Annotated in this window: 15 protein-coding genes; 12 read left to right on the top strand and 3 right to left on the bottom strand. The window is 34.0% G+C overall.

What is annotated here, in order from left to right; genetic code table 11:
• Window positions 1-64: 64 nt before the first annotated feature.
• From HOG71_00180 to HOG71_00125, 12 genes are all read left to right on the top strand, one after another.
• The gene (locus HOG71_00180) at window positions 65-1,531 is read left to right on the top strand and encodes a hypothetical protein (protein ID MBT5989246.1); all 1,467 of its coding nucleotides are present in this window, start codon (window positions 65-67) and stop codon (window positions 1,529-1,531) included.
• Between the two features lie 160 nt (window positions 1,532-1,691).
• A complete protein-coding gene (locus tag HOG71_00175) occupies window positions 1,692-2,744 on the top strand; it encodes an AraC family transcriptional regulator (GenBank protein MBT5989245.1) in 1,053 nt (350 codons plus the stop codon).
• A gap of 112 nt (window positions 2,745-2,856) precedes the next feature.
• Window positions 2,857-5,109, top strand: coding sequence for an RND family transporter (locus HOG71_00170; protein ID MBT5989244.1), 2,253 nt, complete (start codon window positions 2,857-2,859; stop codon window positions 5,107-5,109).
• Window positions 5,106-5,846 (top strand): outer membrane lipoprotein-sorting protein, encoded by a 741-nt coding sequence (locus HOG71_00165; protein MBT5989243.1) that lies wholly within the window; start codon window positions 5,106-5,108, stop codon window positions 5,844-5,846. Before HOG71_00170 ends, HOG71_00165 begins: the two co-directional genes overlap by 4 nt.
• A 70-nt stretch (window positions 5,847-5,916) precedes the next feature.
• Window positions 5,917-7,260, top strand: coding sequence for a hypothetical protein (locus HOG71_00160; protein ID MBT5989242.1), 1,344 nt, complete (start codon window positions 5,917-5,919; stop codon window positions 7,258-7,260).
• A 305-nt stretch (window positions 7,261-7,565) separates the two neighbouring features.
• A complete protein-coding gene (locus HOG71_00155; GenBank protein MBT5989241.1) occupies window positions 7,566-8,012 on the top strand; it encodes a DUF2147 domain-containing protein in 447 nt (148 codons plus the stop codon).
• 168 nt (window positions 8,013-8,180) lie between these two features.
• Window positions 8,181-8,825 carry a M15 family metallopeptidase gene (locus HOG71_00150; protein ID MBT5989240.1) on the top strand — a complete coding sequence of 215 codons (645 nt, stop codon included), beginning with the start codon at window positions 8,181-8,183 and terminating at the stop codon, window positions 8,823-8,825.
• A 43-nt stretch (window positions 8,826-8,868) separates the two neighbouring features.
• On the top strand, window positions 8,869-9,342 hold the full coding sequence (locus tag HOG71_00145) for a hypothetical protein (GenBank protein ID MBT5989239.1): 474 nt from the start codon (window positions 8,869-8,871) through the stop codon (window positions 9,340-9,342).
• Window positions 9,343-9,458: 116 nt separating this feature from the next.
• Window positions 9,459-10,001: a T9SS type A sorting domain-containing protein gene (locus tag HOG71_00140; protein ID MBT5989238.1), complete on the top strand. Its 543-nt coding sequence runs from the start codon at window positions 9,459-9,461 to the stop codon at window positions 9,999-10,001.
• Window positions 10,002-11,783 (top strand): hypothetical protein, encoded by a 1,782-nt coding sequence (locus HOG71_00135; protein ID MBT5989237.1) that lies wholly within the window; start codon window positions 10,002-10,004, stop codon window positions 11,781-11,783.
• Between the two features lie 57 nt (window positions 11,784-11,840).
• The gene (locus HOG71_00130; GenBank protein ID MBT5989236.1) at window positions 11,841-12,683 is read left to right on the top strand and encodes a hypothetical protein; all 843 of its coding nucleotides are present in this window, start codon (window positions 11,841-11,843) and stop codon (window positions 12,681-12,683) included.
• 96 nt (window positions 12,684-12,779) lie between these two features.
• A complete protein-coding gene (locus HOG71_00125; protein MBT5989235.1) occupies window positions 12,780-13,385 on the top strand; it encodes a hypothetical protein in 606 nt (201 codons plus the stop codon).
• An 11-nt stretch (window positions 13,386-13,396) separates the two neighbouring features.
• Here the strand turns inward: HOG71_00125 and HOG71_00120 are convergent, their stop codons facing one another.
• The 3 genes from HOG71_00120 to HOG71_00110 are packed head-to-tail and all read right to left on the bottom strand — an operon-like array spanning window position 13,397 to window position 16,354.
• The gene (locus HOG71_00120; protein ID MBT5989234.1) at window positions 13,397-14,515 is read right to left on the bottom strand and encodes an ABC transporter permease; all 1,119 of its coding nucleotides are present in this window, start codon (window positions 14,513-14,515) and stop codon (window positions 13,397-13,399) included.
• Window positions 14,515-15,621, bottom strand: a complete 1,107-nt coding sequence (locus tag HOG71_00115) for an ABC transporter permease (GenBank protein MBT5989233.1) — start codon at window positions 15,619-15,621, stop codon at window positions 14,515-14,517. The genes HOG71_00120 and HOG71_00115 overlap by 1 nt, the downstream gene beginning before the upstream one ends.
• Window positions 15,608-16,354, bottom strand: a complete 747-nt coding sequence (locus HOG71_00110) for an ABC transporter ATP-binding protein (protein ID MBT5989232.1) — start codon at window positions 16,352-16,354, stop codon at window positions 15,608-15,610. The genes HOG71_00115 and HOG71_00110 overlap by 14 nt, the downstream gene beginning before the upstream one ends.
• Between the last annotated feature and the right edge of the window lie 50 nt (window positions 16,355-16,404).

Here is a 16,404-nt window from a genome sequence, read left to right as displayed (position 1 = left end):
TAAATAGGTTACTTTTAATAAAGTTAGGATACTAATACATCCTAATACAATCAATGCTCAGATGATGAAAAAACCATTAGCTATTGTTTTCTTTGTTCTTATACTTTCAAACAGCTTGTTTAGTAATAATAATATTTTAGCCGGTGCAATTAGCTGGACTTGCATTGGACAAGATAGTTTTATAATAAAAATGGAACTTTATCGAGACTGTACTGCTGCAGAATTTACGGATGCTGAGATCTTAGTTTATAATCATCAAACAAATAAATTGCTTAAAACAATTGTCATTAAAAAGCGATCAGTCTATGATATTACACCCAGTTGCAGGAAATTCAATGCCTTTGCATGTACAAAATGTCAATCATCAGATTGTGAATATCCTTTAGGTTTTGAACTGTATACCTATACAACTCTTCTAGTAACATCTGAATATAGCAGTACATGCAAAATCCGGCTAGTCTACGAAAACTGTTGCCGAAGTAGTTTATTTAAAAATATAATCCCAAATCAGTCCTTTCATATTCATTCTATACTCAATAGGTGTGTTTATCCATTTGATAATTCTCCAAAAATTTCATCACGAGAAATTTCAATGAAATATAATAATCTAAATTCATCTTTAAATCAGGGTTATTTTGATATAGATGTATCGGCAACAGGAGGGCTATTAGATTCAGTTCTTTTCACCATTGTACCTCCCAAAACAATGGATGGTGATGTATCATTTCTAACCAATTATAATTTTTATCGATTCATTGATTTTATCGGTTTTCCTGATCATGCTCTTGATCCTCCAAAAGGGTTGAAAGTTAACTACGAAACAGGAAACATAACATTTACACCCACTAATACTGGTTTATATGCATATGCCATTAAAATTGGAGAATACCGAAATGGAAATTTAATTGGAGAAATGCATGTAGAAAAGGCAGTTTACATTATTCCTGACACCTTTAGTCACAGCCCCAAAATAATAACAGACTCGTATTACTATGAAGTGAATCCTGACTCGACCTTGACAATTGAAGTGAACTCATGGCATCCTGATCCGCAGGACACCCTTATTTTTAAGTACTATGGAGATATTGAAGGAGCCATATGGACAGATAATTATAGACAAACGAATCATCCAAGTGGTATTTTTAGCTGGCAACCAGATCAGTCAATGCTTAGCGATATTCCCTATTCTTTTAGTGTATCCTTACGAACACCCTGTTATGTACAAGGAAGTGTAACAAGAGCGTTTCAGATTAAAGTATTAGAGCCAAGTAGCAATATTCAGGAAAAAGCAAAAAAAGTACATATCCAAATAGTCAATTCTACTAATGGATTACTGGATATACGCATATCTAAAACACCAAGCCTACTGATGCTTTATACAATTGATGGAAAAGTTAAATTCCAACGCCATGCAACTGAACTGAGATCAGAAATTATCCAAATAAATACGACTTCATTCTCAAAAGGAATTTATACAGTATTAGTTCAAATTGATGAAGATTTTTATATTAAAAAAGTGCTTATTCAATAACGCACATTTCTGGAAGTCTTAAATTAAACTTTCCTCTTACGAAATAGCAAACATTCATTATCTTTGACTATATACTTTGATTTTGGAACCCATACTATACATAGGAATCACACAATCTATTTTTGCCGGAATCTTAATTGCGTCAAAGCGACCGCAAAATATGTCGGACAAAATTCTGGCTGCCTGGCTGTTTCTGATTGGCATTGCCATGTTGATTACCTTGATCAATATCAGTATTTATGAACTGACTGCTTTTGTGGTTTTTCCGTTCATTTATGGTCCTTTACTTTACCTATACACAAAGTCGCTGATTGAAGAAAAGTTTATCTTTAAACTTGTTTACTATTTACACTTCATTCCATTTTTCATTTTGCTCGGACTTTCTATCGGATTCCGAGAAAAACCGGTGATGAACCTGAATGAATTTTTTGTTGATGACACCTACATTTCGCTACGAATGATTTATTCGATTAGTTTTTTTATTTCCATCTTAACCTATAGTATCCTCACCTTTGTTAAAATAGATAAGCATCAAAAAGAAGTCAGAAATTTGTTTTCCTATATCTCACAAAAAGTAACACTAAACTGGCTCAAGATAGTTTCCATTAGCTTTTTTGTTGGATATTTAGTCATGTTTATTGCTGGAGGAATTAAAATACTTATTTATTCCCCCACTCCTGATCCCACAATTTTCTCGTTTATCGGTTTAACTTTTTTTGCTTTCGCCTTTAGTTTTTATGGAATTAAGCAGCACCGTATTTATGCCGTTTTGAATCAAAATTCTGACCCTGTAACAAAGAATGCTGAGGAAAAAAACATGCAGGAAATAAAATATCAAAAATCAGGATTGAAAAGTAGTGAGGGGGAAAAACAGTTGAAACTTTTACTTCAGCTAATGCAGGATGAAAAGCTCTATTTAAATCCAAAACTTTGTATACAAGATATTGCAGAAAAACTTCTAATTCCACGACATCATCTTACACAAATAATCAATGAGCAATTGAAGAAGAACTTCTATACGTTTATTAACGAATACCGCATTGCCGAAGCGAAAGAACGCTTGCTTTCTGTCCAATATAGACACTACACCTTATTGGCTATTGCATACGATTCAGGCTTTAATTCAAAATCATCTTTCAATACACTTTTTAAAAATGCAACAGGATTTACACCAACAGCTTTTCGGCTAAAGTTTTCAGAAAAATCATCTTAGCCAAACTCGACCAAACCGCCAAGTCTGAACAACTAAAACACCCATGCCCCTAAGCTTGGGCGCTACTCAGCTTCCTGCATACTAGATTTGATCCCAAATCATTTCTTTTATTATGAATATCCAACAGTTTACATCCAAAATTATTGACTATAGAAAGGCAGTAATTACATCAATAATTGTTATTACTGTATTTTTCCTATTCTTTATTCCCCGAATAAAAGTAAATCCCGATGTTTTCTCTAACCTCCCCAAGGAAGACAAAACGGCTCAGCTATTCAATACGGTTGGAGAAGAGTTTGGAGGCAATTACATCTGCATCATTGGGCTTGAAAGCAAAGATGTTTTTACCCATGCAGTTTTGAAAGAAATTAAGCAAATCACCGATTCCTCCATGAATGTTTCCGGAATTGCAAGCGTTAGTAGCTTAACCAATATTATTGACATTAAAGGAAGTGATTGGGGCATGGATGTGGGCAATCTTGTTGATCCCTACAATTTACCAAAAACCAAATCCGAGCTACAAAAACTCAAAAAATATGTGCTCTCAAAAAACCTTTATAAAGGGGGATTGGTTTCGGAAGATGCCAGTATGACCATAATCATGGCTCGCATTGAGGAGGGAGTTGATAAAATTAAAGTGGCCAATACCTTAAAGGAAAAAATCAAATCATTAAACATTGAAAGTAAACTTTACTTTGGAGGACAGGCATTTGTTACCACTGAGTTTGGCCATATTATCAGTCGAGATTTACTTTTCATCGGTCCACTTAGTTTCCTATTTATTTTGTTGGTTTTGTTCATTGGTTTTCGCAGATTTAAAGCAGTTATCTTCCCCATATTAACTATTCTTATATCGTGCATCTGGACTTTTGGATTGATGGGCATGCTTGGAATTGAGATATCTATTATTACCAGTGTTATTCCCATACTTCTCATTGCGATAGGAAGCGCATATACTTTACACGTCATAAACCGCATCTATAAAAATGGTGGTAATTTCAATCAAACTGATCTGAAGAAAGCCCTTGCCTATATCATTGTTCCTGTTTTCTTTGCATCTATTACAACCATTTTCGGATTTTTATCTTTTGTATTCGGATCATACCTCGACATGATTTCCAAGTTCGGATTATTCACTTCCTTAGGTATAGCTTTTTCACTAATACTATCTGTTACATTTATCCCAGCTTTATTTGCAGTTTTTCCTGACAAAAAGGCCAAGGGTTCAGAAACCGATATAGAATCTAAAACAACTACTAATAAGTTTCTTACATCAATTAGCCAAGTGGTTATCAATCATCCAAAAAGAGTTCTTGCTATCTGGTGTACTGTCATCTTACTTTTTACATCAGGCATTTTTATGATTGACCGTAGTGTGGATATTCTTGATTATTTCAAAAAAAACAATCCCAATAGAATAACCGAAAAGATATTACAGGAAAAACTTGGTGGCACCTCCCCTGTTTATGTATCCATAAAAGGAGATATTCTGAAGCCCAATGTTCTAAACTCAATCAGGGAAACCCAGGACTATATGCTCAAATTCGATGGAATTGTTTCAACACAATCTATAGCCGACCTAATTATTGAAATGAGCGATGTGATGGGAGAAGGACGCATTATCCCTAAAGACGAACAAAAAATTGAAAACTTATGGTTTTTGTTGGAAGGACAGGATATTCTGGAAAGACTAATTAGTTATGATCAGAATGAAGCTATTATTCAGGCAACATTTGGTTCTAACGACATGGATGAAATGAGTGATTTTGTTACTAAAATGGATTCCTACTTTGAACAACATAAAACGCCTGACATACAATTTCAAATGACAGGGATGCCCTCCCTCATGTTACGATTTGATGAAAGTATTGTTAAAAGCCAGTTTCAAAGTTTGGCCATTGCTATTATTCTTGTACTAATAGCTATCTCCCTTTTGAGTCGTTCATTTGGCAAAGGATTACTGGCTATTACCCCTATACTTTCTACCCTTATTATTTTATATGGTTTTATGGGTTTGGTTCATATTCCTCTTGATTTAGCCACAGTATTAGTTGGCAGTATATCCATTGGTATTGGTATCGACTACTCCATACATATGATTTCTCATATCAATCATCAATTGAAAAACAATAACACTTTAAATGAAGCAATATATTCTGCTATCGGAATTAGTGGGAAGTCAATATTCATCAATGTTGTGGCAGTTAGTCTAGGCTTCTTAATATTACTGTTGTCGAGTCTTGTTCCCCTTCAAAGATTTGGAATATTGGTAGCAGTAACCATGCTTGCTTCCGGATTAGGAGCCATGACTCTATTGCCCGCCATACTTGTATTAAAAGAAAAACATAAACAAAATAGAAAATGAAAACGAAAAGATTAAAACTAATAACACTATGCATTGCATTCCTTGCTTTTGCATTTATCTTACATGCTCAAACAGCTGAAGACATTCTTAAAAAACATGATGCTGTAACCTTTGCCCCAAAAGATCAACAAACGGAACTAACTATTAGTGTGATTGATAAAAAAGGGAATACTAAAACACGAAAGGCAAGTATGCTCCAAAAAGGCAGAAATATGCGTTTAACACGATTTACTTATCCGGCCTCACAAGCAGGAATTGGTTTTTTATCATTACCAAATGACATTATGTATATTTACCTGCCTGCCTATGGCAAAGAAAGGCGAATAGCTTCTCATGTAAAAAATCAAACTTTTGCAGGAACTGACTTTTCTTATGACGATATGGAATCTGTTCCATTAAGTGATAAGTATAACGCTAAGTTAATTAAAACCACTGATACTTACTACTACCTTGAACTCATACCCATTAATCCAAAAAAATCAGAATACTCAAAAGCCATTCTTGTTATTAATAAATCAAATTATACAGGCAAACAAACAACTTATTATAACAAAGGTGGTGTGATGTTCAAACAGCTTAAAAGTGTAGTTGAGAAACAAGGGCAGTATTGGGTTGCAATTTCTGCTGAAATGAACAACCTGCTTAAGAATCATAAAACAACGATGAATATTACAAAAGCAGTTTTCGATTCAGGGCTTTCAGATGATGAATTTACGGTGAGAAAATTAGTGCAATAAGCATTTTCATTAGCACAATGCTGGGCTGAGCGGAGTCGAAGCCCAGCATAGGAAAAAGTAAAATACAAACATGAAAAAACTAATAACAAGCATCATCATAGTTCTTAGCATTTTGCAAGTATATGCACAAGATAATAAAACCACTATATCCGGTTCGTTTATGACTGATCAGCGGCTCAGGACAACAGATCAAACCCAATGGAGTTGGAATGAAAACCGTTTTGATTTCAATATCAAAAATAAGCTTGGAAATAATGCACGCTTTTATGGTAATATCTGGTTCCGAAGTTTTGGTTTTCCATTAATTTCAAGTACGGATCATTTATACAATAAGAATCTTGTTTCACCCTATTCTATTGATTTCAGAGAAGGTTATGTGGACTTATTTGATTTTCTTATAGCTAGATTGGATGTACGAATTGGAAGACAAAAATTCGATTGGGGCAAAGCAGATAAAATCAATCCAACTAATGTATTGAATCCACTGGATTTGGAAGATATGTGGGACTATGGACGTTACAATGGTTCTGATGCCATTAAACTAAACTACTATTGGAAAGACTTAAAATGGGAAGTGATTTGGATGCCTTTGTTCCGACCGGCCACATTACCTGCCGGAGATTGGTCTCAAATATTTCAACCGGAAATTGAATTACCAGCTGGTATGGCATTGAAAAATTACTCAGACAGCCTGTTTATGCCTGCTTTGAGTTTAAAAGAAAGCTCGAGCTATGGATTTAAATTTAGCGGAATGTTAAAGGGATTTGATTATTCAGCAAGTTATGCATATAGCTATGATCCTTTTCCTGTTGGACAACGAAATGTAATTAGTCTGGCTAGCTTGACGGAAATTAACATACTGGCCAAACTTGGATTTTTCAGACAACACACAGCCGGTTTAGATTTCTCCGGTCAATTAGGCAACATGGGCATTTGGGGAGAAGCAGCACTTCATAAACCTACAAGTCAAGTTATTATGACAACCGATCTTTCTGCATTTGGTATCCCTAATATGGATTCAATACTACTTGATAACAAAGCCTATATTAAATATGTGCTCGGATTGGATTATACTTTTTCAGATGCATCCTATATCAATTTTCAATATTTGCATGGATTTTTTCACGAAAGAGGAAATAGCGAATTGAATGATTATTTTTTCATAAATTACAGAAAGAAATTTTGGGCTGACAAACTGCAATTAGAACCAATTTCAGGAGCTTTTATTATTGGTGAATGGCAAGATATTTCAAATAACTATGCTTTTATTTACAATCCAACAATCACCTACTTTCCCAACGATAATACAGAAATTAGCCTAGGATATAGATGGATTAAGGGCAAAGGAGGAAATCTGTTTGCTCTGGTTGAAGATAAAGATGAAGTGTTTATGAAAGTGGTTTATCATTTTTAATTAAGGTTTAACCACTAAGGCACGAAGGCACCAAGAAATGATGAAATGAATTTACCTTAACCAGATAAACTGGAAAAGACAAATAATAAAAGATGAATAACAAATAAATTCCAATTTAAAAAAAAAATGAAAATATCAAACCTGATGCTAAACACAAACAAGTTACTTATAAAAAAACGACTATTTGTAGGCAATCCAGTTTAGAATTTTAGACATTGCAGTTTGGTAATTGTTTGATATTTGATCCTTGTTTTTTTGTTATTTTTTGCCAAATAAAACACGAATATTACTGATAAGATACTAATATGTCGACTTTAAAAACTGTTTTCATTCTTTCAATGATCTGGATTCTCTCATCTGCTTGGACACAAGAGATAAATAAGAATTCGATAACTGGTATTTGGCTCACTTCCAAAGGAGAATGCAAAATTCAAATTTATGAGCGAAATGCTACCTATTACGGAAAAGTTGTTTGGCTTGAAGAACCTAACGACAAATATGGTCAGCCATTAAAAGACTTGAAAAACCCTGATTCAAAATTAAGAGATCGTCCAACACTTGGAATTGAACTCTTAAAAGATTTTCAGTATGCTGGAAATGGAAGATGGAGTAATGGTCGCATTTACAATCCGGAAACCGGTAAAACCTATCATGCACAAATTCGAATGAGTAATTCCAATCAACTTGATTTGAAAGGATATATTGCAATTCCAGCCCTTGGGCTAACTACACATTGGAAAAGAATAAAATAAAGGCTTCTGTTTATTTAATATTGCTGAAATTAGATTAAGCAAGAAATGGAGCATTGCAGCCCGATCCTGATATTTCCAGTGGTTATTTTCGATGAAGGAAATTCCAATCCTGTCAGTTAACATGTAGATTACACTAGGCAAAACATGAATCTAAGAAATAAAATTGCTATGAGTATTGGAATACTATCTTTAAGTTGTTTGCTATTATTTTTAAGCTGTCAACCAAAACCTCCTTACGAAAAAGGCGAATTCAAAGAATCTGATTTAGTGGAATTGATTAAACTGGATCCGAGCTTTAAATTAGATATCAAATATGCAACTAAAAACAACTTTGCAGGACAAGTAGTTTATCCGGAAGCAAGAGCATTTTTACAAAAACCTGCAGCTGAAGCACTCATAAAAGTAAATAAAGAACTCCGTAATCTTGGGTATGGATTGGTTATTTATGATGGATACCGGCCATGGAGTGTCACTAAACTTTTTTGGGATATAACGCCAGAGGAAGACCGAAATTTTGTAGCCGACCCAAAAGATGGCTCCAAGCATAACAGGGGTTGTGCAGTTGATGTTGGTCTCTATAAACTATCTTCTGGTAGTATTGTTCCTATGACTGGAGAATATGATGAAATGACTGAGCGGTCTTATGCAGACTATGTTGGTGGAACTGCTAAACAAAGAAAAATGCGGGATTTATTAATACGCAAAATGAAAAACCATAATTTTGACGTTTATGAATTCGAATGGTGGCATTTTAACTATAAAGATTGGAAATCATATCGGATTCAGAATATTCAATTTTCTGAAATACAATAAGTAAAGCGCTAAATAGTTATACTAATAACATTAATAATAAATTATGAAACAATTCCTACTCATTTCAATTTTTGCACTATTCACTTTATTTGCCTGTAACCCCGATCGGATTTACGAATCTCATCATAAGGATTTCAAGGATTACCGTTGGCAAAAGAGTAAAGTATTAAAATTCAAACCCGAGATTTCAGATACCATTTCTGAACATAAAATTTTCCTGGCACTGAGACATGTTTATGGTTTTCAATTTGAATTCATGCGGGTAAATGTACACATGACATCTCCTTCTGGAAAAATTACAGATAATAAGTATACCCTACAGCTTAGCGGTCCTAATAAAGAGTATTTGAGCGATTGTGCTGAAGATATTTGTGATTTGGAAGTACTGATTGAAGAAAACTATAAATTTAATGAATTAGGAACTTATGTTTTTCAGATCGAAAATGATATGCCATTGGATTATCTTCCCAATGTGATGGAGTTTGGTTTAATAATAGAAAGAAATACTCTGGAATAATTGAACTTTCTATTTCATATCTGCAAAAAATTAGATTAATGAACTCTTTCTGATCATATTGCAATTATATTTTAATTTGTTAAATTTACACTTCTAATTCATTAAACTTTTCTTTCATGAATAAATTACATCTGTTTTCTCATTTTCAGGATTCATCAGACATAAAGCTAAAAAAAACAGGGTTCCTAGTTTTACTTGTCACTTTGTTTTTTCAATATTCAATAGCGCAAACTAATGGCCCTGAAATTATATCTTCCTCTGGAAATCATTTTTCAAATGCCACAGCAACTATATCATGGACCATTGGAGAAACAATTATTGAAACAGAATCCAATGCAAGTGTTGTCCTAACACAAGGTTTTCATCAACCAAATTATTCCATCGTGTCAATTAGCGAATTGAATAATTTTACATTCGATTTTGATGTTTACCCAAATCCTGCATCCGATTTTGTTAAGATTAGAGCCAATTCACTAAATCCACAAAAGAGGGAAATAAGGATATTTGATTTACAAGGTAATTTGATTATTCTGGAGGATTTTTCAGCAAATGAAATTACCATCAATTTAAAAAATTTAGCAGCTAGTACTTATTTAATAACTATCCATTCCCAAAACCAGGAATTACTTAGCAGCTATCAACTAATAAAACACAATTAAATGAAAAAGACTATACTATCGATTATTGCCATTTGCACTTTGTTTAGTGTTGCTTATTCACAAAGTCCCGAAGCGTTCAACTATCAGGCTATTGTTAGAGATGCCAGCGGGATAGTTGTTAAAAATCAGAGTGTTTCCGTGAAAATATCACTATTAAAAGGATCTGCTACTGGATTTGCTGTTTATTCGGAATTGCATCAGCCAACAGCAAACGGCTTTGGCTTAATTAATTTACAAATTGGTAAAGGAACTGTTACAGCAGGAGATTTTAAAACAATTGATTGGAGTAGTGACACCTATTTTACGAAAATAGAAATTGACATTGCCGGAGGAACAAATTTCGTTCTCATGGGAAGTAGTCAATTGTTGTCGGTACCCTTTGCCCTGTATGCTAAAAGTGCAGGAAATTCTACTGGAGGCGATACAAGTTCTACCAATGAATTGCAAACTATTTCCAAAACAGGAAATAATATTGAACTCTCAAATGGAGGAGGTAGCGTTACCGATGAAGTTGAAGATGCTGATGCTGATAAAACAAATGAATTGCAAACCTTGGCCATAACAAATCATGAGTTGACAATCAGCGATGGGAACACCATTACTTTACCGGATGAAATTGATGATGCAGATGCAGATTCAACTAACGAATTGCAAATTCTTCAGTTAAATGGAGATAGTTTAGGAATTAGTGATGGAAATCAGGTAAAAATTGATACAGACGATCAGAATGAATTGCAACTTTTAAGTATTTCTACCGACACATTATTTCTAAGTAAGGGGAATTATGTTGTTTTGCCTTCTCAATCATCGGGCACAGCATTGCCATCAGGAGCTTGCATCATGACTCAAGATTTCACTCCACCGGCAGGTTACACTTATGCAGGCACACATTTGGATGGGATACCAACTTGGGATACAAAAGCTAATATGACCACAGCCAGACGGTTTTGCGCTGTTGCAACTGTAAACAATAAAATATATGTAATTGGTGGCAGAAATAGTTCTGGCGATCTGTCAGTCAACGAAATGTATGATCCCGTGACAAACACATGGACTACGAAAGCCTCTATGAACACAAAAAGACAAGGTGTAAAAGCAGCAGTAATCAATAATAAGATTTATGTGATTGGCGGAAACAATACCTCAAAACTAAGTGTGAATGAATCATATGATCCAACTTCTAATAATTGGACGACCAATGCAGCTATGCCAACAGCTCGAACACTTTATGGTTGTGCGGTAGTCGATAATAAAATATATATTATCAGTGGTCAATCAAATACAGGTTCTACATTAACAAAGAATGAGATGTATAATCCGTTTACCAATTCTTGGTCAACAAAAGCATCCATTCCAACCGGAAGATATACAGTAATTTGTGTAGCTCATGATGGTAATATTTATGCAATTGGAGGAAAAACTGGATCATACAATTCTGATAAAAATGAAATGTATGATCCCACGACCAACACATGGGTATCCAAAAAAGAAATGCCATCGAGCCGAATGAACCATGAATGTGTAGTACTGGAGGATAAAATTTATGCAATTGGGGGCATTAATGATAATGGATCTGTTGTTTATGACATCAACGAAGTTTATGATCCCAAAATCAATAGCTGGGGCGCAAGTACTGAGATGCCCGGAGGTTTACAAATGTTTGGAGCTACACTTTGCAATAATAAAATTTACGCAATTGGGGGAGGTACTACATCACCAAGTTATTTAACAACCGTTTATGAAATGAATCCAAATTTCTTTTATATTCACCGTAAGAATTAAATGGAAAAATTATTTCTGGAGACCTCCTGTTTAGGGAGGTCTTTTTATTTTAGCCGAATGAAAAATATAGTAAGCATTGCATTATTAGCTTTCCTATTCCTTTCGTGTAATTCAAACAATAAGAAAGAGAATGAAAAAGAATTAACTGATTCAAAAATAATCCTGAAAATTGAGGATCTATCAATTTCTGAACGTGACATTGATTATAAAGTAGCAATTGAAAAAGTCTATGGAAACAATTCAATTAATAGACTACAAGCATGTGTTATGTTGACCAATGAAATGATTGAATATGCACTTTTAAGAAAACAAAATTTAGACATTTTAGCTTATGAATTACAAGAATTAAAAAACCACACATTCGCTAGCTCAAAAGCTCCTGAATTGTTAACTCAAATTCAAAACATTTTTGAAGAGGATACAAACTCATTGAATCAGCTTTTCTTTCGGCCTATTGTTGTTACACAAAAGTTAAATCAGTATTTTTATTTAAAAAAAGAATTCCATGTACTGCCTATAGGAGCTATTCAAAAAGCTTTTCAACAGGCACAAACCGGAAGCTCATATGAGCTGATAGCCTCAGACTCTTTGCTGCAATATGTTGTAGATACAATAACGGCTGAACAGGGTATTTTTCAAATTGCCAACTCACTTGAATTAAATCAGATCTACCCTGAAATTATAGAAAGTGATTATAGTTTTTCAATACTTAAAGTAATCAACAAACATGCTGAAAAAATAACAATTGAGACTGTAAGTGTTGCAAAAAATGATTTGCAAAAATGGATGCAGACTGAAATAAATAATTTGAATATGCCAATTTATGATGAAATGCTATTTAAAGATTTAAAAATCCAATATCCTAATTTAAACTGGGTAAAGAATTTAATAAACAATTAGCTGAATTTGAGATTTTCGAATAAGAATGACCTATATAAAACATGTAAATTGTACCTGAATTAATATGACAAACTTTATAACTACTTAAATCCTCATATGAAAAAGACACTAAAACTATTTATATTTTCACTGATAATTATAAGCTCATTTTCAAATTTTCTTTTTGGTCAAGTTGAAAAAGAAACTATACCACGTATTGATTTAAATCTGGGAATTGGCGTATTTTTTCCTCAAAGCAACTATTTTCAATCATATTATCAAACAAAGTCAACTTTCAATTGGAACATAGGCACCACTTTTGGAGATATGAATGGAGGCGCTTTTCCTTGGCTAAAGTTTTCGCATACACAAGCCAAAGTGGATACACTTTTTCAAGCATTCACACCAAACGACAGCTTATTAATTTTAAGAAAAAAGCAGTTGGCATTTGGAATTGAAATCCCTTTAAAGATTACAGATAATAATTTCATTATCATACAAAGTGGCTTGTCTTATAATCTTGTAAACGAAAGTTTTGAAAAGATGCAGGCTGACAATTTTGGACTCATTTTATCGCTTGGATACAGAAAGAGATTTTCTGAAACTTTTGCTTTTTCCATCAACCTAACATATGATTATTACCAGAAACACGCATTTCAATTTAAGGATTTGAGTGGATATTTAATCACTACAGGAATTAGTTTGAATTTAGCTGCAGATTGATGTCTTTAAAATCAGGCTACCTTTCGATACCTCCAAACAGCTAAACTTAAAACCACCACAGCATAAATAGACAAAGAGATCATTTCCTTCAATACATCAAAGAATCCCGAACCTTTCAGCATAATCATACGGATAGCCTTCATGAAATAGGAAAATGGATTGATGATGTTGATTTTCTGTGCCCAATGTGGCATACTCTCAACGGGTGTAAATATTCCTGACATAAGGATGAATACAATCAGGAAGAAGAAAGCAATAAACATTACTTGCTGCTGACTATTGGCTAAAGTTGAAATCAATAAGCCAACTCCCAGTGCAACCAATATATAGATAGAGGCAAATAAGAAAAGCAATGCGATACTTCCCACAAAAGGTATCTGATAAAGTAACTTTCCAATGACCAATCCAAAAGCCAATTCGAAAAGAGCGATAAACCAGAAAGGCAACAGCTTGCCAATAATAAAATGATGTTTACGAATGGGTGTTACATTAATTTGCTCAATAGTGCCCATTTCTTTTTCCCTGACTAAATTAATGGCTGTTAATATCATTCCAATGGCAGTAACTAAAATAACCAATATACCAGGCAACATAAAGGTTTTATAATTCATTTCCGGGTTGTACCAAAATGAGGTAGTTATACTAATTTGCTTCATTCGCTGAGGCTGCAATATATTAATCATTTCAGCTCTCAAATTTTGATTATACGACTGGATGATTGTTCCAGTATAAGCATTAATTAATCCGGCTACCGTGCTATTGATGGCATTAACCAACAACTGCAGCTTACCATTGTTTTCAACAATTAAATCACGTTCAAATCCTTTATGTATATGCAAGATAACATCAGCCTTTCGGTGCAGCACCAAATCTTCAGCTTCCTTTAGTGAAAAACTGTAATCTGTTATATGATAAAATTCTGATCCAACAAACTTATTCACCAATTCTCGCGAACTGGAACTAAGATCCTTGTCTACAACCACCATATCAATGCGTTTCATATCAAAAGTAGCTGCATTTACCAAAATAATCAATTGCACTATGGGCATGAAAAAGATCATGGGGAGCATGGTTTTATCTCGAAAAACCTGAATAAACTCTTTACGCAATATGTATAATATTGTTTTCACTATTCCAGACGCAGTTTGAATTTTTTGACACTTACAACTATAAAGAACACCGTAAAACCAATTAGTATTAAAACTTCTTTCCAGATATAGGCCATTCCAACTCCTTTCAGCATTATATCCTTGATCATGACAATAAAGTATTTAAAAGGTAAGATATTGGCTACCCATTGCAATACTAAAGGCATGTTTTCAATTGGAAAAATAAAGCCTGAAAGCAACATGGTTGGAAGCAACAAGCCTATTAGCGAAATAAACATGGCGACTTGTTGTGTTTTAACGATAGTTGAAATCAATATCCCTAACGATAAAGCCATGAGTATGTATAGCAAACTTGCTAATAGAAGTAAAAGGGTGCTTCCTAATAATGGCATTTTAAATACATAAATTCCCATTATTAAAATTAATACGGCATCCAAAAAAGCCAAGGCAACATAAGGTGCTACTTTACCTATGATAATCTGAATAGGTTTTAATGGGGAAACCAACAATACTTCCATGGTTCCAAATTCTTTTTCTTTGGCTATAGAGATGGAAGTCATCATGGTGGAAATAAGCATCAGAATAAGAGCCATTGTTCCCGGCACAAACATATAAACTCCTTTCATTTCTTCGTTGAATAGCATACGAGCTTCGGTTTCAATTTTTAATGGAACCTGGCTATTCACGTTGAGTTTTCTTAAATAATCGCTGACAATTGCCTGTGTGAAATTGCTTATCAGATTTGCCGTATTGGCATCTGAAGCATCGGCAATAATTTGCAAATCAGCATTACCCTCTCTTTCAAGTTTCTCTGCAAAATCTTGCTCAAAAACAATCACTTCCCGTACAATTCCTCTTTTAAATCTTTTCTCGATTTGGTTGTGATGCGTAATGGGTTCGTCTAATATGAAATAGCCAGAAGAAATAATTTTATTGGTAATTTCTCTTGTAACTTCATCATTCGATTGATCATAAATAGCAATATGCACATCTTTAATATCGTTTGAAATAACAAAACCAAAAATCATGATTTGAGCCACAGGAATTCCAATCAGGATGAGCAATGTCCTTGGATCTCTCAGTATGTGAAAGAATTCTTTTATGACAAAACCTTTAAACCGATTCATGCATTTGAATTCTAGCTAGTTTTAAAAAAACATCATTCATGCTATCTGCCTCGTATTTTTCTTTCAACAATTGTGGCGTGTCCAGTGCTTCAATTCGTCCATCGACCATGATGGAAACCCGATCACAATACTCTGCTTCATCCATATAATGGGTAGTAACAAATATGGTAATTCCTTGCGCTGCAGCCTCATATATCATTTCCCAAAACTGCCTTCTTGTTATCGGATCAACTCCTCCAGTAGGTTCATCTAAAAATGCAATTTTAGGCTGATGAAAAATCGCCACTGAAAAAGCCAGCTTCTGCATCCAACCTAAAGGAATATCCCGAATCAGCTTATTTGCTGCATGCGAAAACTGAAGTTGTTCCAACAAATTATGCATCCTTGATTTGATATCTGCTTTGCTCAATCCATAAATTCCTCCAAAAAAAGTGATATTCTCTTTGATCGTTAAATTGGGATAAAGCGAAAACTTTTGGCTCATATAGCCAATGTTGCGTTTGATCTTTTCTCTATCCTTGTAAATATCATAACCTGCAATTTTAATATCTCCGGATGTGGGAAACGACAAACCACATAATATTCGCATAGCTGTTGTTTTTCCTGCACCATTAGCTCCTAAAAATCCAAAGATCTCCCCTTCCTTCACTTCAAAGTTCAGATTATCATTAGCCACAAAGCTTCCGAATTTCTTGACAAGGTTTTTAACTTCTATGATGTTTGGTTTTTGCATAATTAAATATCTAATTCGTCATTGCGAATGAGGTACGAATGAAGCAATCT

Source organism: Bacteroidota bacterium (assembly GCA_018698135.1).
Lineage (GTDB): Bacteria > Bacteroidota > Bacteroidia > CAILMK01 > JAAYUY01 > JABINZ01.
Note: the sequence above shows the minus strand (reverse complement) of the source record. Positions and strands in the feature narration are given on the sequence as shown.

What these genes read in the sequence shown, in the direction of transcription:
- HOG71_00165 (MBT5989243.1), top strand. Translation starts at nt 5,106, where the DNA reads ATGAAAACGAAAAGATTAAAACTAATAACACTATGCATTGCATTCCTT.
- HOG71_00115 (MBT5989233.1), bottom strand. Translation starts at nt 15,621, where the DNA reads ATGAATCGGTTTAAAGGTTTTGTCATAAAAGAATTCTTTCACATACTG.
- HOG71_00160 (MBT5989242.1), top strand. Translation starts at nt 5,917, where the DNA reads ATGAAAAAACTAATAACAAGCATCATCATAGTTCTTAGCATTTTGCAA.
- HOG71_00135 (MBT5989237.1), top strand. Translation starts at nt 10,002, where the DNA reads ATGAAAAAGACTATACTATCGATTATTGCCATTTGCACTTTGTTTAGT.
- HOG71_00140 (MBT5989238.1), top strand. Translation starts at nt 9,459, where the DNA reads ATGAATAAATTACATCTGTTTTCTCATTTTCAGGATTCATCAGACATA.
- HOG71_00155 (MBT5989241.1), top strand. Translation starts at nt 7,566, where the DNA reads ATGTCGACTTTAAAAACTGTTTTCATTCTTTCAATGATCTGGATTCTC.
- HOG71_00110 (MBT5989232.1), bottom strand. Translation starts at nt 16,354, where the DNA reads ATGCAAAAACCAAACATCATAGAAGTTAAAAACCTTGTCAAGAAATTC.
- HOG71_00130 (MBT5989236.1), top strand. Translation starts at nt 11,841, where the DNA reads ATGAAAAATATAGTAAGCATTGCATTATTAGCTTTCCTATTCCTTTCG.
- HOG71_00145 (MBT5989239.1), top strand. Translation starts at nt 8,869, where the DNA reads ATGAAACAATTCCTACTCATTTCAATTTTTGCACTATTCACTTTATTT.
- HOG71_00180 (MBT5989246.1), top strand. Translation starts at nt 65, where the DNA reads ATGAAAAAACCATTAGCTATTGTTTTCTTTGTTCTTATACTTTCAAAC.
- HOG71_00175 (MBT5989245.1), top strand. Translation starts at nt 1,692, where the DNA reads ATGTCGGACAAAATTCTGGCTGCCTGGCTGTTTCTGATTGGCATTGCC.
- HOG71_00125 (MBT5989235.1), top strand. Translation starts at nt 12,780, where the DNA reads ATGAAAAAGACACTAAAACTATTTATATTTTCACTGATAATTATAAGC.
- HOG71_00170 (MBT5989244.1), top strand. Translation starts at nt 2,857, where the DNA reads ATGAATATCCAACAGTTTACATCCAAAATTATTGACTATAGAAAGGCA.
- HOG71_00150 (MBT5989240.1), top strand. Translation starts at nt 8,181, where the DNA reads ATGAGTATTGGAATACTATCTTTAAGTTGTTTGCTATTATTTTTAAGC.